Consider the following 17592-nt stretch of genomic DNA (forward strand, 5'->3'; position numbering starts at 1 on the left):
GTCATGGCGAACCGGTCCTATCTCTACAGTCTCGGCAACCGGCCGAGGTCCTACGCGGACCGGCCCGAGACGATCAGCGGTCTCTCGGAATGGGCCTACGCCGTCCCGTTCTCCTACCGCGTGCTCATGTCCGGCGACCCGGCGCTGTGCGCGTCGCTCGTCTCCGACGGCTTCGAGGACGACCCGCCCGACCGTCCGACCCGCCTGCACGCGATCAGCGGCGAGTTCGACGCGGGCCACGCACGGCTGCGGAAGCTCCTCGCGGCCGTGCGGGCGGTCACCGGCTCGACCGCGCTGTCGGTGGCTCTCGACGAGACCGAGCGGTTCCTCGCCGAGCACCGGGACCGCTTCCTCCTGCTCGAGACGATCGAGCTGGACAGCATGACGGAGGAGTCCGGGGACGGCCTGCGTGCGAGCGTCGAACGGGAGATCGACCTGTGCGGGCGGGTGGGCGCGGCCGTCGACGCGCTTCCCGACGACGTCACCGAGGCCGGTGCGGCGCTGGCGAAGGCGGCCGCGAGCGAGCCCGAGTCGCCCTTCCACGGCCTCGTCCTCGACGACGACTTCGACAACGTGCGGGGCGACAGGACGACCAACCCGCTCGGCGTGAGCTGGTGGACCGACGTCCTCTACTTCGAGCTGTGGAACAAGGCCGAGTTCGAGGCCAACAGCTAGTGCGCCGACAGCGGCAGCCGGACGGCGGGCGGCAGTGGTTCCGCGACCGGGTTCGCCCGGAACGACTGGATCATCAGGGCCGCGAACCGGCGTGACGCCGCCGCTCTCAGCTCGGATGACTCGGCGCGGATGCCCTCGTTCGCCATCAGTGCCATGACGAGGTCCTCCAGTACGAGGTCCGACCGCAGCTCACCCGTCTCCTTCGCGCGCCGGACCAGTTCGAGGATCAGGCGCAGCGAGCGGTCGCGGTCCTGGGTGAAGAAGTCGACCGCCTGGGGGAGCCGCGAGGTGAACGCGCGGGAGAAGCCCCGGTCGAGGGCGTGCACCGCCATCAGCTTCTCGATCACCAGGCAGAAACCGCGCCACGGGTCGGCCGCCGCCAGGCCCTCCTCGACGATCGTCGAACAGGTGGCCATCGCCTCGGCGAAGGCGGCGGCGAACAGTGCCTCCTTGGTCGGGAAGTGCCGGTAGACGGTCGCGACGCCGACCTGTGCGCGCCGCGCGATCTCCCGGATCGGCACGTCGAGGCCGTCGGCGGCGAAGGCCGCGCGGGCGACCGCGAGGATCCGCACCCGGTTGTCGCGGGCGTCCGAGCGCAGCTGGTGAGTCACTTCGGCCGTCACCACTCTTACTTTAGCCAAACGGACGGGGTGCTCCGTTACGTTCCGAATCATGAGAGCAGTCCAGTTCAGCGAGTACGGCCCACCGAGCGTCGTGCACGTCGCCGACATCGAGGAGCCACACGCCGGTCCCGGTCAGATCCGCGTCGCCGTGCGGGCGTCGGGGATCTCGGCGGGGGAGACCTACGTCCGTTCCGGGATGCTGCGTGACGTGCTGCCCACGACGTTCCCGTACCGGACCGGCTTCGACGCGGCGGGCGTGGTGGACGAGGTCGGCGACGGCGTGACGGATGTGGCCATCGGCGACGAGGTGTTCGGCATGGGCACCATGACCGCTCGCGGCGCCAACGCCGAGTACGCGGTCCTGGCCGCGTGGGCACCCAAGCCGGCCGGGTGGAGCTGGGAGGAGGCCGGTGGCGCCGCGGGCAGTGCCGAGACGGCCGCCAGGGTCCTCGACCGGCTCGCGGTCGGCGCCGGGCAGACCGTGCTGGTGCACGGCGCGTCCGGCGGGGCGGGCTCGGTCGTCGTCCAGTTCGCGGTCGCGCGTGGCGCCGTCGTCATCGGCACGGCGGGCGAGCACAACCAGGCGTACCTGCGTTCCCTCGGCGCGACGCCGACGACGTACGGGCCTGGCCTCGTCGACCGGGTCCTGGTCATCGCAACGGACGGGGTGGACGCCGTCGTCGACTGCGCGGGCGGGGCGCTGCCCGACCTGATCACCATCGCCGGGTCCCCGGCACGCGTGGTGACGATCGCCGACTTCGCCGCGGCGGCCCACGGCGTGCACATGTCACACGGCGCGCCTGCGGAGGAGACGGGTGCCGCCGTCGGCGCCGCGGCGGACCCGCTCGCGGTGCACGGCCTCGACATCGCGGTCGGGCTCGCCGAGCAGGGCCGGCTGCGGGTGCGGGTGGGGGCGGTGTTCCCGCTGGCCGAGGCCGCGGCGGCACACGAGCTGAGCGAGACCCGCCACGCCGGCGGAAAGATCGTGCTGGTGTAACCGGTGGAATGGGTCAGGATGTCCACATGGGAGCGGATCACCGCTGGTGGCGGGTGCTGGCATCGGTGGTCGTCCTGTGTGGACTCGGGGCCGTGGTGGCCTGGCAGGTCAACGGCGCTCTCGGGCTGAGCATGCGGGTCGCGGACGTGCCGGTCGAGCACGCGAACCCGGCTCCCGCGACGGCGCTCGCGTCCCTCCCCGCGATCGGGTCGATCCTGGTGCCCGACGACCAGCGCCTGCGTCTGGCCGCCGATGCGGTCGCGGACGCGCTCGTGGCCCGGGGCGCACCCCGCCCACACGTCGGCCCAGGCCCAGGACCCGTGCTCACCACCCGGGTCGACGCCACCCTGACCGGCGAGTCCTACCGCGTCGACGGGCTCACGGTCGCCGCGGGCACCCCGGCAGGCGCGGCCGCCGGGCTGTACGCGGTGGCCGACCGCATCCGGTCCGGTGCGGCCCTTCCTGCCGGGACGGTCACGCCCCGGCTCGGGCTGCGGCTCACCGACCTCGGCGCGGTCGGCCTGCCCGACGAGCCGGCCCGCTACGCCACCGGCACCGACTACTCGCTGAACTCCGACGTCGTCGGCTCGGCGATCCTCCCGGACGCCCCCTACGTCGACCGGGCCGCCGTCGACCGCATCGCGGGCCAGTACCGCGAGCTGGTCCGGCACGCGCTGGCGCAGGGCTACAACGCGGTCGTCGTCCCCGGCTTCCTCGAGTACGTCACCTTCCGGGGCGAAGGCGTCTACGCCGACGGCGACCCGCACCTCGCGCGTGCCGAGGCCATGGTCGACGCGTTCGCCCCCGTGTGGCGTTACGCCGCCGACCTCGGCATGAAGGTGTTCATGCAGACCGACATGCTCGCGTTGTCCCCACCGCTGCGTGACCACCTCGACCGGGTAGCCGGCATGGACACCGAGGACGACCGGCTCTGGCAGGTCTACCGGGCGGGACTGCGTGAGCTGTTCGACCGGATGCCGTTCGTGGCCGGGCTGATGGTCCGGATCGGCGAGGGCGGCGCCGCCTACCAGCTGCCCGGCTGGGACTACTCGTCCGAGATCGCGGTCACCACCCCGGCCGCCGTCCGCGCGATGCTGCGGTCGTTCCTGTCCGTCGCGGGACAGGCGGACAAGGACGTCATCTTCCGGACCTGGAGCGTCGGCATCGGCGCGGTCGGCGACCTGCACACCAGCACCGCGGCCTACGACGAGGTGCTCGGCGACCTGCACGACGACCACCTCGTCGTGTCCACCAAGTACTCGGCAGGCGACTTCTACAGCCACCTGCCGCTCAACGAGACCCTCCTGCACGGCACCCAGCGCCGGATCGTGGAGTTCCAGTCCCGCAGGGAGTTCGAGGACTTCGGCGCCCTTCCGAACGACCTCGGCCCGCTGAACCAGCTGGCACTGCGGACGTTCCTCGCCGAGAACCCGAACGTGCAGGGCGTGTGGTCGTGGGCGCAGGGCGGCGGACCGCTACTGGCCGGCCCGCGGACCCTGTTGCTGCGTCAGGGCTTCTGGCAGCTCTACGACCTCAACACCTACCTCACCGGGCGCCTCGCGTGGGACCCGGACACCGACCCGTCGACCGCGACCGCCGACTGGCTGCGGGCCACGTTCTCCTACGACCCGGACACGGTCGCGACCCTGGGCGCGACCATGGCCCTCTCACGTGAGGCCGTCACCAAGGGCCTCTACATCGGCCCGTACGCGGACCTGTCGGTGAAGGCACTCGGCCTGGAGCCGCCACCGATGATGTGGATCTTCGAGTGGGACATCGTGACCGGCGACAGCGCCGTGTGGGACACGATCTACGTGGTGAGCCGCGACCACCTGTCGACGGCGATCGACGAGGGCGCCGAGGCCGTGGCCGACACCCGCCGCATGCGTGACCTCGTCGCGTCGACGGACGCGGCGTCGTGGCGGGATCCCGCCCTGCGCAAGCACTTCCTGGACACCCTCGACTACCAGGTGAACCTGTTCGAGCTGCTTTCCGCGTACCGCACGACGATGCTGCGCCACGCCGAGTGGCTGGACACCGGGTCGGCCGAGGCGGCGCAGGCGTGGCACACCGCGGCTTCGGAGTACCAGCGGGCCCGTGCCGACCACCTGGCCCGCTACGGCGACGACCGCGACCTGCCCGCCTACAACCTCACGGCCGCCGACCTCGGCCTGTCCCGCGCGGAACGCGACGCGACGATGGCGTGGCTCGCCAGAGGGCTGCTCGTGCTCCTGTTGCTGGTGTTCGTGTTCCGGCGAAGGCTCTGGGCCCGCGCGCTGTGGACGGCGTCGACCCGTCCGTGGCGCCTGGCCGGGCTGCGGGACACCCCGACGCGTGCCGACCGGCTGCTGGTGTGGGTGGTGCCCGGTGCGGCGGTGGTGCTGAGCCGTGCCATCCAGACGTCGTTCGCCGCGCCCGCGCACCTCGTGCTGGTGCTCGGTGCGTGGCTGCTGTTCTCGCTCGTGCTGCGGCTGCTGACCCGTGACCCGTTCCTCCTGGCGGCCGCGATCGGCGGCGTCGCGCTGGTCCGCACGGCGCTCCTGCTGGCGGCACTCGTGCTGCGGGGTCCCGGACACTACTGGTACAGCTTCTGGACCGACCCCACGGCCCGGTCGGTGTACGTCACCGTCGCGTTCGCGTTGTTCCTGGCGGTGTTCGCGAGCACGTACGTGGTGCTGCGTACCGCCTACGGCCTGTCGCGTCGTCGCGTGATCGGGCGCCTGCTGCTCGCGGCGGGCGCGGCGGTCACGGTGCTGGGCGGGCTCGTCACGGTCATGGGTGCCGAACAGGCGCTGACCGTGTGGAACGACCAGCTGGCCCTGTTGCCGTGGGGCCTGCACCGCATCCTGGGCATCACGGTCTACCTGGGAATCCCCACGAACATCCCGGCCATCGCCACCGCCGCGGGCGCCGTCCTCGTGGTGGCGGGAGCCGCACTGGGACGTACTGAAGGGGCCCTTCGTAACGCTGGGCGTTAGGAAGGAGTCCTTCAGTGCAAGCAGGCGGGGGCGGGACGGGGGCGGGGCGGGGCGGGGGTGGGGGTGGGGGTGGGGTCGGCGGGTTAGTGGTGGTGGCGGGCCTCTTTGGGCTGGCGGCTGATCCACAGCAGCCGGTCGAAGTCCACGGCCACGCCACGCAGGAGCACGTCCACGAGCGTGCGGGCGTCCTGCGGGGCCGCGCCGAACAGGACCCGCTGGTAGACCGCCGACGCCAGCAGGTCGACCACCAGCGCCGGGCCGACGTCCTCCCGCAGCTCGCCCCGGCCGACCGCCCTGTCCACCGCGGTGCGGGCCGCGTCCCGGCTCGGCGCGATCAGCGTGTTCACGAGGTACTCGCGCAGCTCGGTCTCGGTGCAGTCGGCCAGCAGCGCGGCGAGCACGCCGGGTGGCAGGCGGTCGTGGAGCAGCTCGGTCAGCAGGTCGACGCTCGCGATCAGGTCGCAGCGGGTGCAGGCGTTGTCCGGCACCTCCGGGGTGTCGAGCAGTGTGGCGAGCGCGTCGACGGCGAGCCGCTGGCGTGACGGCCAGCGCCTGCGGATCGCCGCCTTCGTGGTGCCGGCCCTGGTCGCCACCGCCTCGACCGCGAACCCCGACCACCCGCGTTCGCGGAGCAGGTCGACGGTCGCGGCGAGCACGGCCCCGTCGATCGAGGCGTCCCTGGGCCGGCCTGGGCTCACGCGGGCACGTCCTGCGGGTACCAGCGCAGCTCGACCGTGTTGCCGTCGGGGTCGCGCACGTAGACCGACGTCGCGTCACCGCGCGCGCCGTACCGGCCGACCGGGCCCTCCAGCACCGTGAACGTGCCCGCGTCGATCACTTCCTGCCAGTCCAGCGGCTCGACCACCAGGCAGATGTGGTCCACGTTCGACTCCGTCCTCGGCTTGCGCACCAGGTCGATGATCGTCCGCTCGGTGACCCGCACCGACGGGAACGGCACCTTCCCCGCCCGCCACTCCTCGACGCGCTCCGGCTCCAGGCCGAGCGGCCCGGTGTAGAAGTCCAACGCCCGCTCCACATCCGCCACGTTCAGCACCAGGTGATCGAACTCCACGACCTTCACGACTGTCCTCCTCCAGTTTCGATCCGAATCGATTCGGATCGTAACCAGGTCCGAGAGCGACGGTCAACCGTGCGCCAGACGTCAGACCACGCCATCCTCGTGAACCGGTAATAGCGGTGTCCCGTGTAGATAGTGCGGTGATCGCATCGACGCACCGCTTATCACGAACGCATTAAGCACGCTCACTCATCAGCGGCAGAGCAGGACATCTCATTTTGCCGCTGTCCCTCGAGAAGGAACAGGAGTGTCGCTGTGAGACCAGCTCATTCCCACAAATCGAGACGGTGGTTGTACGGAGTTCTCGCGATCGCCGTCACCGGCGGGCTCGCCGCCGCGGCCATCGTCGGGTTGGACCTGGCGAGCGCGGCCCCCGCGCGTGGTGCCGGCTGCGCCGACGTGGACGTGATCACGGCCAGGGCCTCGACCGAACGCCCCGGCGAGGGCATCACCGGCGCCCTCGTGACGCAGATCGTGAACTCGTCCGACCAGAGCGTCAGCAGGGAGTCCGTCGACTACCCCGCGACGCTGCAGAACTACCAGCGCAGCTCGGCACAGGGCGTCACCGCGCTGACCAAGCAGCTCACCGACCAGGTACAACAGTGCCCCGACCAGAAGATCGTGCTGGCCGGCTACTCCCAGGGCGCCCACGTGGTGCTCGACGTGCTCGGTGGCGGCGGTGGTGGCCTGCTCGGCGCGGCGACCCCGCCGATCGACCCGGCCATCGCGAGCCACGTGTCCGCGGTCGCCACCTTCGGCGACCCGCGCCACGTGGTGGACCAGGCGTTCGACGTCGGCACCTCCACCAAGAACGGCCGGTTCCCCCGCTCGGCCGCCCAGCTGCAGACCCTCGCCGGGTTCGCGGACCGCGTCCAGGCCTTCTGCGACGCCCGCGACACCTTCTGCGACAGCGGTGTGAGCACCACTGTGCACCTCACCTACATGAACCGCTACAAGGACGACGCCACCGATTTCGTGCTCGGCAAGATAGGCGGCTGAACAAGACCGAGGTGTTCAGACCAACGGAGAACGTCCCGGGGCACGATCTGCCGATCCCGCTTTCGGCTCAGATGCGGCGGTCGTTCCGGCGAGATCGGTGTACTGGTGTGCCGGGCGTGTCACGGTGGCCCGGAGCCCCTTCCGGGCCACCGCGGCGACTACGCCCTCAGGCCAGTCTGCTGAGCACGACCAGGGCGCTGGCGTAGTCGCCGGCCAGGACGGGCCGCAGGCCGTGGTGGGTCAGGAACGCGCCGGTGTAGGTGGTGTTCGTCGCGTCGTCCCGGTACCGAGCCCCGGGGTCGAGACCCCTCAGACGGATCGGCGGGTCGAGGTGGCTCTGGCGCACGGTGCGGGCGAAGACGAACACGGCGACCTGGCCGCCGTCCCGCGCGACGTGGCACACGGCGGTCCGGTCGGGGTCGGTGCGCAGGCGGTGTCGCCTGCCGAGCTGGACGGTCTCCCGGATCTGTTTGTACCGCGCGACGTGCGCGCCTGCCTCCGCCAGCTCCGCCTCGGTCCAGTCGGCCAGCCTGCCGCCGATGCCCAGGGTGCCGGTCATCGCGACGTGGCACCGGAACGCCAGCGGCACCGGCCGCTTGGACAGGTAGCCGGGGGAGTCCGTCACCCAGCACGACATCGTCTGTGGCGAGTGGACGAACGCGTACCCGTCCTGGATCCCCAGGCGCTCGAACGCGTCGGTGTTGTCGCTCGGCCACGCGAACTCGAACCGGGACAGCGTCGCGAGGTCGGCCCGGCCGCCCCCGGAGGCACACGTCTCGAGCCACAGGTCGGGGTTCGCCGCACGCAGACGGTCCACGACCTCGCGGAACCCGGTCTCGTGGCGGTGGGACGCGGTCGCGGGGGCGTCGGTGAGCGACCGGTTGAGGTCCCACTTGAGGTAGTCGACGTGACCGTCGCGCACCAGCGCGTGCAGTGTCTCGAACGCCCAGCCGCGCACAGCGGGGTTGCCGAAGTCCAGGCCGTGGCTGTGCCGGATCGCGGTCGGCTCCCGGTCGGGCCAGCGGTACACCCAGTCGGGGTGGTCGCGGTACAGGTCAGTACTGGGGTTGACCGACTCCGGCTCCACCCACAGCCCGAACCGCATGCCCAGCGCGTGCACCTCGTCGGCCAGCGCGGCCACGCCGCCCGGCAGCTTGGCCGGGTCGGCCCGCCAGTCGCCGAGGCCGCCACGTTCGTCGTCGCGGTCGGTGAACCAGCCGTCGTCCACCACGAACAGCTCCACGCCCAGCTCACGGGCCTGCCGGGCGAGCGCGACCTGCTCGTCGTGGTCGACGGCGAAGAACGTCGACTCCCACGAGTTGTAGAGGACCGGCCGGACCTCGTGGGGCCGGGCGAGGACGTGCCCGCGCTCGTAGTCGTGCCAGCGGTGCGTGAGCCCGGCCCGGCCTGCCGGGCTGTACACGCCGACGGTGTCGGGCAGCGTCAGCCGCTCGCCCGGTGCCAGGCGCAGGACCGCGTCGCCCGCGCCCGCGGTGACGTGCAGGTGCCCGTCGCCGGAGAGTTCGGCGGCGATCCGCCACGAGCCACCGTGGGCCACGGCGACACTCCACACGTCGCCGTGTTCCTCGCCCGCGTCGTCGTCGATCGCGAGCCACGGCTGGAACGCGTGCCCCGGGAGGCCGCGCCGCGACTCCAGGACCAGCTTGCCCGGCCCGAGCGGCACGCGGCGGAGCGTGGTCTCCGCCGCGTACCCGCCGCCCAGGGTCGTCGCGTGGTAGCCGACCTGCCAGGGGACCGGCCAGGTGGCCGAGGCCGCGCGGGTGACCGTGACCGGCTCGTCGCCCGCGTTGTGCAGCTCGAGCCCCCGGACCAGTGCCGGCCCGCGGACCTCGTACCGCAGCGTCACGGCCAGGGTGCCGTCGGCCAGCCGGATGGTCAGCCGGTCACCGTCCACCTCGGACCCGACGAGCCGGGGGTCGAACGGTGCCTCGGCGAGCGCGACCGCGTGGTCGTCGAACCGGGCGCCGCCTGCGGTCACCAGCTCCTCGGTGTGGGCCCGGGGTCGGGACCACGTGTTGGAGCCGACGCGGGCCGCACCCGCGTCGTCGAGCAGCCGTGCGAGGTCGGCCGGGTCGAGCGGCCCACCCCAGTGCAGGTGCCGGGGCGAGCCGTCCGGCCCGACGGCGAGTGCGTAACCGAACCCGTCGCCGGTGAGCAGATACGCCCCGGACGGTTCGTCCCGGTAGATCACCGTGTCACCGCACCCAGTAGGAGTAGAGGTCCGCGCCCGCCAGGGAGAAGCGGAACTTGACCTGCTTGCCGGCCAGTGTGGACAGTCGCACGTGGCCGGTCCACTTGACCTCCGCGCCGTACTGGTCACCCGTGACCGGCTTCGACGTGAAGCCGGGGATCACCTGGTTGGTGGCCGCGTCGAGGACCTCGACCTTCACCGACCCGCCGTTGCGGACGACCGTGTTCACGTTCAGCGTGGATCCCGTGAACGTCACCGGCTTCGTGACGACGAACCCGGGGTCGCCGCTGTGCGGGCGGGACGCGTTGGTCATCGACACGAACCCGTCGCGGCGCCAGGTCGCCATGCCGCTCTGCCCGAGGTAGTCGACGTGGTTCGGGTCGGTGAGGTCCGGCCCGCCGTGGTCGGCGTTGAACGCGCCGTAGTACATCGTGACCGTGCGGTCGGTGACCAGTGCGTTGGACGCCGTGTAGAGCGCGCCGTCGTCCCACGCGCCGGGCTGGCCGGGCGTCAGCACGGGGTCGCGCACCGGGCGGCTCCAGTTGACGAGGTCACGCGAGGACGCGACCTCCGGCAGGACCGGGCCGGCACCCGCGCCGGACTGCGAACCCACGGTGTAGTTGGTGATCAGGAAGACCCACGGCAGACCGATGTTCGTGCTCTCGTAGGGAAGCACTGGCATGCCGTAGATCTGACCCTCCAGGCCACCGAGTGCCTGTGCCGCACCGGTGTCGGCGTAGTCGCCGCTGACCGCGAGCACCGGGGTGGTCCAGTTCAGGAAGTCCTTGCTGGTGGACAGGAACGCGGACCGGTTGTAGATGCCCGGCGTGCCGGAGGTGAACATCCGCTTCTTGATCGTGGCGACGTACTGCCTGGTGCGGGAGTCCCACGTCACGTTGGACACGTCGCCGTCGAGCAGCACCGGTCGTTCGCCGCCCGAGGTCCAGGTGTAGCCGTCCGGCGAGAAGTAGACGTAGTAGCCGAGCGTGTCGTTGACGACGCCGGACTTGAACTGCATCAACGCGAACCGGCGGTCCGGTGCGGCGGTGGGGTTGTAGGCGATCGTGCCGCCACCCGCGATGATCAGGTTCGTCTTCGACGCCGGGATGTCCTTGTAGCCGATGTTTCCGCGCCCGAGCGGCTTGTTCCAGTGGACGCCGTCACGGCTCTCCGCGTAGCAGAGGTAGTAGCCGGGGGCGACGTCGTTGTTGCAGTCGTACCACATCCGGTACACGTCGCCGATCTTGAAGACCGAGCCGTAGATGTAGGCGGAGGACTCCCACGGCTTGTCCGGCGAGATGATCGGGTCCGGCAGCTTCTTCGCCGGGTGCACGACGCGGCCGACGTCCTTCGTGGACTCGATGCGGTAGTCGTCGAGGAACAGCTCACGTGCCGTGCCCAGCGCCGGGTCGTAGGGTGCGGGTGCCTTCACCAGTGTGACCTGGTCCCAGTAGTACTGGCCCACCTGGTCGGGGGTCGCGGCGATGCGCACGGACACGTTCGACGTGTTGGCGGGTGCGACGCCGGTGACCGTGACCGTCTGCCAGTCCAGGTTGGCCGTCGGGCTCACCGCCCGCGTGTCCAGCACGGTGTTCTCGAAGCTCGTGAACACCAGCGACAGCGTCGGCGGCACGCCGCTCCTGCCCTTGAGCCGCGCGGTCAGCGTGAAGTCGTTGCCGGGCGCGGCGACGATGCGCTGGCCGGTCACGCTCAGGCTCGCACCCGCCGTGTTGGTGGTCTGCAGCGAGCCGAGGCCCGCCGTGCGGTAGGCGGCGAGGTTGACGACCGTGGCGCCGGCGGAGTTGCCGTCCACGGCCCACGCGATCGGGTGACCCGACCGGTCGCCCATGTCGAAGCCGCCGTTGGGCAGGAGCCCGGTTGTGGTGTCCACGGTGTTCGGTGGGGTCTGGCCGGACGCCGACGCGGGCAGCACGGCGGCCGCGGTCACGATGATCAGCGTTGCCAGCAGGGGTTTGCGAAGTCTCATGGGCCCTCCAACGGGACGGCGGGGAATGCCGCTCACCCTGTATGGCACACCGTTCCATGTCAATCCCGCCTCCCCGCAAGTCTGCGTGTGGGTCGCGTCCCAGCCGACGTGCGGTTATCGAGGCGGATCGTGGCTGGGTGCCGTCACGTTCCCCTGAGACAACTGTTGATCAGGCGCAGAACTCGCACAAAGAACCATGGGGCAGGCTAGACAGTCCCGGTGGCCCGCAGCTCGACGAGCACGTCACGGGCCGCGTCGAGGGTGCGGTCCACGTCCTCGGCCGTGTGCGCGCCCGAGATGTGGTTGCGCTTCAACGCCATGGGCAGCATCAGGAAGCCGCGCTCGGTCATGCCGCGGTGGAACGCGACGTAGGCCTCGTCGTTGTTGCGCATCAGGTCCCGGTAGCCGAGGATCGGCGGCTTGGTGAAGTAGAGGACGAACACCCCGCCGAAGCCCAGGGCGGTCGCCTCGATGTCCAGTTCGGTCACGATCTCGGTCAGGCCGGTGCGCATCCGGTCGCCGAGCGCGAACGTGCGCTCGTAGAAGTCCGGGTGTTCCTGCAGGTAGCCGATCGTGGCGAGCGCCGCGGCGCAGCCGATCGGGTTGCCGTTGAACGTGCCCGCGAGCAGCACGTCCCCGGTGCGCCCGTTGAAGTGCTCCATCAGGTCCCGGCGGCCCGCGACGCCACCGGAGGCGTACCCGTTGGCCAGGCCCTTGCCGAACGTCGTGAGGTCGGGCGTGATGCCGATGACCTCCTGGTAGCCGCCCAGCGAGTGCCGCAGCCCGGTGATCACCTCGTCGAAGATCAGCAGTGCGTCGTTGACCTCGGTGAGCTTGCGCAGGCCCGAGACGAACTCGGTGGTCGGCAGCAGTGCGCCCACGTTGTGGGGGATGGGCTCCATGATGACGGCGGCGACCCGGTCCGGGTACTGGTCGAACAGCGCGGTGACCGAGTCGAGGTCGTTGAACTCCGCGATCAGCGTCGAGTCGAGGGCCTGCGGGAGGATCCCGCTCGACAGGGGGTCGCTGCCGTACGCCTTGTCCGGCGCGGAGATGACGTTGCGGGCCACGGCGTCCGACCAGCCGTGGAAACCGCCCTGGAACTTCACCACCAGGTCCCGCCCGGTGACCCCGCGGGCCAGCCGGATCGCCTGCGCGACGGCCTCCGAGCCGCTCATCGTCGCGATCATCGACTCGGCAGACGGGATGATCTCGACGACCCGCTCCGCGAGCGCGACCTCCCCCTCCGTCACGCCGAGGCCGACGAGGTCGATCCCGCCGATCGTGGCACGTACGGCGTCGTTGACCACGGCGGCGTTGTGACCGAGGAGGATCGCGCCGAACGCGGCGTGGTAGTCGAGGTAGCGGTTGCCGTCGGCGTCGACGACGTACGCGCCCTCCGCCGAGGCGAAGGAGTACGGGGCACCGATGTAGCGCGTCGAGGAGTTGACGCCGCCGGGGATCACGCGGGCGGCGGCGTCCGCGATCGCCTGACCACGCGGGTGTGCAGAGCTTGGCATACCGGCGACGCTAGATGAGCCCCGGAGGACATGGCAAGGCGTTCCATGTTTTACCTGCGAGCAACGTGCGAAGGTCACGTTCCGCCTTGACATGTCTGCCGGTCGAACTCAGGATGTCCGACATGGAACAACGTTCCGTGCCGAGTCGGATCGGCACACTGCTCGTGGGCGCGGGCTTCATCGCCGATGTGCACGCCGCCGCCGTCACCGCGAGCGCACGCGCTCACCTGGCGGGGATCGTCGACACCGACCCGGGCCGTGCCGCGGCCTTCTCCCGGTCCCACGGCGCCGTCCCCCACACCGACGACCTGGCCGAGGCGCTCGCCTGGCCGGACGTCGACGCCGTCGTCGTCTGCACCCCCAACCACACCCACCTCGGCATCGGCGCCGCCGTCGCCGCGGCGGGCAAGCACCTGCTCATCGAGAAACCCCTGGCCACGACCATCGCCGACGCACAGTCCCTCGCGGACGCGTTCGCCGCCGCGGGCCGGGTGCTCACCGCGGCCCACTCGCACCGCCACCACGGCTACGGCCGCACGGTCAAGGACGCCATCGACTCGGGCGCGGTCGGCCGCCCCGCCCACGTCCGCCTCTCCATCCTCGGTGGCTGGATCTGGACCGGCTGGGACGCCTGGGCCGCCGACCCCGTCGCCTCCGGCGGCCACGCACTGCACAACGGCGTCCACGTGCTCGACCTCGCCACCTGGTGGTTGTCCGGCGACCCCGTCCGCGTGTACGCCAGGGGCCGCCACCAGACCGCCGCCGAGCTCCGCATCAACGACTACCTGGAGATGGTCGTCGAGTACGCGGGCGGCGCCGTCGCGGTGCTGGAGATGAGCAGGGCCCACCGGCCCGGCTCGTTCGGCCTGCGTGAGCTGCAGGTCGTCGGGTCGGGCGGGATCATCGCCGAGGAGTGGGCCGACGAGTCCGCCTTCCTGTACACCGAGGGCGGCACCGGTCTCGTGCCCGCCTCGGGTGTGGACGGGTTCGGCGCCCAGTTCGAGTCCTGGTTGGACACGATCGGCGGCGCGCCACCCGCCATGCCGGTCGCCGACGCGGTCCGCGCGGTCGAGCTGGCGGTCGCCGTCGAGGAGTCGATCCTGGCTGGTCGCCCGATCTCGCTTGGAGCCGCCGCGTGATCACCGTCTACCTGGAGGGCACCGCGGGCATCGGCAGCCAGGACCACCAGAACGCCATGTACCGGCCGGCGTTCGAGGCGCACCCGGACTTCCAGCTGGTCGACGACCTCGCCAAGGCCGAGGTCGTGAGCGTCGCCGTGCCACTGGACGAGCGGGCCGAGGCCATCGGGCGTGTCATCCGCGCGGGCAAGCACGTGCTGGCCGACAAGCCGATGGCCGCGACCCTCGCCGACTGCGAGGACATCGCCAGGCTCGCCGACGAACACGGCGTCCTCGTCGTCCCGGCCCACCACCCCCGGCTCGGCGCCGCACTGCGCTCGGCCGCCGCCGCGGTCCGGGGCGGCCGGGTCGGGTTGCCGTGGAACGTCCAGTGCGACTTCCTCGCCGCGGGCGGCGACCCCGCGCCGACCGGCGAGCTGGTCAACCTCGCGCTCTACCCGATCGACGCCGTCCACGCCCTGCTCGGCCTCGAGGTGCGCCGCGTGCACGCGGTCGGCGGTGCTGACCTCGTCACCCTGCTGCTCGACCACGACCACGGCGTCACCAGCACGATCCTGTGTGGACGCACGACCGGGCTCGGCGGAGTCCGCCCCTCGGGCCTCGCCGTGCACCGCTACCGGATCAGCGGCTCCCACGGCGTGCTCGCCGTGGACGCCACCAAGCCCGCCGTCCGGGTGCGCACCGCGACGGGCACGAACGGCGTGTGGACCGGCCCGAACACGGTCGACGCACTGCTCGACGTGCTGTCGGCAGGCGTGCGCACCGGCCGCGCCGAACTGGGCGCGGCCGACGCCATCCGTGCCCAGCGCGTGGTCGAGGCGGCCCAACGCTCACTCGACTCCGGCCAACCGACCACACTGGAGGGTCGCTGATGCGTCTCGTCACCTACCGCCGCGCGGGTGCCGTGCGGCACGGCAGGCTAACCGACGGCGACCGGGTCGCCGAGCTGGGCGACGGCGACCTCGTCGGCCTCCTCGACGCGGTGTTCCCCCTGACCGAGGCCGCCCTGCCGGCCGCGACCGGCGAGCACGCCCTGGCCGACGTCGAGCTGCTGGCCCCGTTGCTGCGGCCCGGCAAGCTCCTCGCCGCCGCGGCCAACTACCAGGACCACGTCACCGAGACCGGCGGCGAGCCGCTCGACAAGTCCCACATCTCGCCGAGGCTGTTCCTCAAGCCGTCCAGCTCCATCGTCGGCCCGGACGCGGCGATCCCGCTCCCGGACATCAGCAAGGAGGTCGACTGGGAGGCCGAGCTGGCCGTCGTCATCGGCAGGCGTGCCCGCCACGTCTCCGTCGAGGACGCACTCGACGTGGTCGCCGGCTACCTGAGCTCCAACGACGTGTCCGCCCGCTCGATCGACCTCGGCTACGAGCGTGACACCGAGGACAAGGCCGTCTGGTTCTTCGACTGGCTCGCGGGCAAGTGGTGCGACGGGTTCGCCCCGCTCGGCCCGTGGCTGGTGTCGGCCGACGAGGTGCCCGACCCGCAGGCACTGTCGGTCGACCTCGAGGTCAACGGAGAGTCGAAGCAACACGGGTCCACCAAGGACATGATCTTCACGGTCGCCGAGCTGGTGGCCCACGCGTCGCGGGTGATGACCCTCGAACCGGGCGACGTGATCCAGACCGGCACCCCCTCCGGCGTCGGCGCGGCAGGCGGCCAGTACCTGGCCTCCGGTGACGAGCTGACCGTCACCGTCGGCCCGCTCGGCACGCTGCGCAACACGGTCGCCTAGGCTCCTTCCTTACCAGAGAGGCACATCCCATGCGTCGTAAGTTAGTCGTCGCGCTGGCGACCGCCGCGTTGGCGGTCGCGGGCTGCGCAGGACCGCCGCCCGCCAGCAGCGGCGGCACCAGCTCCGGTTCCGCCCTGAACGTCTACCTGTACCAGGAACCCGCCGGCCTGTTCGGCCCGCTCGCCCCGAGCAGCGGCCCGGACAACCAGGTGATGTCGTTCCTGTACGAGGGACTGCTCGGCGTGGACCCCAGCTACAAGCTCCAGCCGAGGCTCGCCGAGAGCTACGAGGTGTCCTCCGACGCCACCACGTTCACCTTCAAGCTCCGCAAGGGTCTGAAGTGGAGCGACGGCAAGCCGTTCACCTCCAAGGACGTGCTCTACACCTACAAGCTGTTGGCCGACCCCAAGTCGGGCAGCGCCACGGCCGGTCTCTACACCGCGGTCACGGGTGTCTCGGACTTCGTGGCGGGCAAGGCGACCGACATCTCCGGGTTCACCGCGCCGGACGACGACACGTTCGTGATCAAGGCCACCTCGCCGAACTTCGGCCTGGTCTCGCAGATCGGCATCGCCTACATCCTGCCCGAGCACGTGCTGTCCAGCACGCCGTCGGCCGACATCGCGAAGAACGAGTTCTTCCGCGAGCCCAAGGTGACCATCGGCCCGTACAAGTTCGTCGAGTACAAGACGAACCAGTACGTGCACGTGACCGCGAACCCCGAGTACCGGAGCCCCGCGAAGATCAAGGACGTGTACCTCAAGCCGATGACGTCGGACGCGGCCACCGCGCAGCTGGGCAACGGCGGAATCGACATCGCGTCCTACTCGCCGACCGACCTCGACACGGTCGCGAAGTTCAACGGCGTGTCCACACAGGAGAAGCCGGGTGCGGGGTTCGTGCGCATCGCGCTGAACCAGTCCAAGGACTACTTCGCGGACGTGCGGGTGCGCCAGGCGTTCCTGTACGCCATCGACCGCGAACAGATCGTGAAGACGGTGCTGGCGGGCAAGGGCGAGGTGCGGCTGTCCGACTTCGCCAAGGACAACGAGCCGTCCGGGCTCAACGACTACGGCTACGACCCGGACAAGGCGAAGTCGCTCCTCGCCGAGGCGGGCTGGGACCCCAACCGGGCCATCAACCTCCAGTGGGTGCAGGGCCAGCGTGACCGCGACGCGACGTCGACGATCATCCAGAACCAGCTCGGCGCCGTCGGGGTGAAGGTGAACCTGGTCAACGTCCAGGCCGCGCAGATCTCCAAGAGCTACACCGACAAGTCCTACGACATGACGCTCTACGGCGGCGGCAACTACGCGATCGACTCGTCGAGCATCTTCTACATCACCGCCTGCGCCCAGCGCTTCCCGGCCGGTGGCAACATCAACCAGTTCTGCGACCCGACGCTGGACGGCTACATGACCCAGGCCAACGCGACGGTCGACGACAAGGAACGCAAGTCCCTGTACGACAAGGCGGCCAAGCGGGAGAACGACCAGGCCGACCTGATGTGGCTGTACTCGCCCAACGGACTGTGGGGCGTGAACGACAAGGTCAAGGGCTTCAAGGCGCCCGGCTCCCAGGACTCCGGGTTCTTCGACCCGGCGAGCTGGAGCATCGCGGGCTGAGCCACGAGGGTGGCGGGCACCCGC

The 17592-nt window shown here is 71.0% G+C and carries 14 protein-coding genes; 8 read left to right on the top strand and 6 right to left on the bottom strand.

Annotated features, from left to right (window positions below):
• The first annotated feature begins 3 nt into the window (after nucleotides 1-3).
• Nucleotides 4-675 carry a DUF7822 domain-containing protein gene (locus CLV71_RS03125; protein ID WP_133900990.1) on the top strand — a complete coding sequence of 224 codons (672 nt, stop codon included), beginning with the start codon at nucleotides 4-6 and terminating at the stop codon, nucleotides 673-675.
• Here CLV71_RS03125 and CLV71_RS03130 read toward each other — a convergent pair.
• Nucleotides 672-1298, bottom strand: coding sequence for a TetR/AcrR family transcriptional regulator (locus CLV71_RS03130; RefSeq protein WP_243866194.1), 627 nt, complete (start codon nucleotides 1296-1298; stop codon nucleotides 672-674). The genes CLV71_RS03125 and CLV71_RS03130 overlap by 4 nt on opposite strands.
• Nucleotides 1299-1347: 49 nt before the next feature.
• Here CLV71_RS03130 and CLV71_RS03135 point away from each other — a divergent pair, with 49 nt between their 5' ends.
• Both CLV71_RS03135 and CLV71_RS03140 read left to right on the top strand, forming a co-directional pair.
• A complete protein-coding gene (locus tag CLV71_RS03135; protein WP_133900992.1) occupies nucleotides 1348-2295 on the top strand; it encodes an NADP-dependent oxidoreductase in 948 nt (315 codons plus the stop codon).
• 26 nt (nucleotides 2296-2321) lie between these two features.
• Nucleotides 2322-5273 (top strand): hypothetical protein, encoded by a 2952-nt coding sequence (locus CLV71_RS03140; protein ID WP_208297354.1) that lies wholly within the window; start codon nucleotides 2322-2324, stop codon nucleotides 5271-5273.
• 83 nt (nucleotides 5274-5356) lie between these two features.
• On the opposite strand, the gene CLV71_RS03145 is transcribed toward CLV71_RS03140, so the two are convergent.
• Together CLV71_RS03145 and CLV71_RS03150 are read right to left on the bottom strand one after the other, a co-directional pair.
• On the bottom strand, nucleotides 5357-5971 hold the full coding sequence (locus CLV71_RS03145; protein ID WP_133900994.1) for a TetR/AcrR family transcriptional regulator: 615 nt from the start codon (nucleotides 5969-5971) through the stop codon (nucleotides 5357-5359).
• The gene (locus CLV71_RS03150; protein WP_133900995.1) at nucleotides 5968-6354 is read right to left on the bottom strand and encodes a VOC family protein; all 387 of its coding nucleotides are present in this window, start codon (nucleotides 6352-6354) and stop codon (nucleotides 5968-5970) included. Before CLV71_RS03150 ends, CLV71_RS03145 begins: the two co-directional genes overlap by 4 nt.
• 288 nt (nucleotides 6355-6642) lie before the next feature.
• Here CLV71_RS03150 and CLV71_RS03155 point away from each other — a divergent pair, with 288 nt between their 5' ends.
• Nucleotides 6643-7350, top strand: coding sequence for a cutinase family protein (locus CLV71_RS03155; RefSeq protein WP_166663898.1), 708 nt, complete (start codon nucleotides 6643-6645; stop codon nucleotides 7348-7350).
• A gap of 166 nt (nucleotides 7351-7516) precedes the next feature.
• Here the strand turns inward: CLV71_RS03155 and CLV71_RS03160 are convergent, their stop codons facing one another.
• The 3 genes from CLV71_RS03160 to CLV71_RS03165 form a co-directional block, all read right to left on the bottom strand.
• Nucleotides 7517-9562, bottom strand: coding sequence for an alpha-galactosidase (locus CLV71_RS03160; protein WP_166663899.1), 2046 nt, complete (start codon nucleotides 9560-9562; stop codon nucleotides 7517-7519).
• A 4-nt stretch (nucleotides 9563-9566) separates the two neighbouring features.
• Nucleotides 9567-11549, bottom strand: a complete 1983-nt coding sequence (locus tag CLV71_RS47440) for a hypothetical protein (RefSeq protein ID WP_166663900.1) — start codon at nucleotides 11547-11549, stop codon at nucleotides 9567-9569.
• 206 nt (nucleotides 11550-11755) lie between these two features.
• On the bottom strand, nucleotides 11756-13069 hold the full coding sequence (locus tag CLV71_RS03165) for an aspartate aminotransferase family protein (protein ID WP_133900998.1): 1314 nt from the start codon (nucleotides 13067-13069) through the stop codon (nucleotides 11756-11758).
• Nucleotides 13070-13191: 122 nt separating this feature from the next.
• On the opposite strand from CLV71_RS03165, the gene CLV71_RS03170 reads away from it, so the two are divergent.
• Genes CLV71_RS03170 through CLV71_RS03185 form a run of 4 tightly spaced genes read left to right on the top strand, consistent with a single transcriptional unit; the run spans nucleotide 13192 to nucleotide 17568 of the window.
• Nucleotides 13192-14208, top strand: coding sequence for a Gfo/Idh/MocA family protein (locus CLV71_RS03170; protein ID WP_166663901.1), 1017 nt, complete (start codon nucleotides 13192-13194; stop codon nucleotides 14206-14208).
• Nucleotides 14205-15080 carry a Gfo/Idh/MocA family protein gene (locus CLV71_RS48355; protein WP_133901000.1) on the top strand — a complete coding sequence of 292 codons (876 nt, stop codon included), beginning with the start codon at nucleotides 14205-14207 and terminating at the stop codon, nucleotides 15078-15080. Before CLV71_RS03170 ends, CLV71_RS48355 begins: the two co-directional genes overlap by 4 nt.
• Nucleotides 15080-15943 (top strand): fumarylacetoacetate hydrolase family protein, encoded by an 864-nt coding sequence (locus CLV71_RS03180; RefSeq protein ID WP_133901001.1) that lies wholly within the window; start codon nucleotides 15080-15082, stop codon nucleotides 15941-15943. The genes CLV71_RS48355 and CLV71_RS03180 overlap by 1 nt, the downstream gene beginning before the upstream one ends.
• A 29-nt stretch (nucleotides 15944-15972) precedes the next feature.
• The gene (locus CLV71_RS03185) at nucleotides 15973-17568 is read left to right on the top strand and encodes an ABC transporter substrate-binding protein (protein ID WP_133901002.1); all 1596 of its coding nucleotides are present in this window, start codon (nucleotides 15973-15975) and stop codon (nucleotides 17566-17568) included.
• Nucleotides 17569-17592: the final 24 nt, after the last annotated feature.

The organism is Actinophytocola oryzae (genome assembly GCF_004364325.1).
Lineage (GTDB): Bacteria > Actinomycetota > Actinomycetes > Mycobacteriales > Pseudonocardiaceae > Actinophytocola > Actinophytocola oryzae.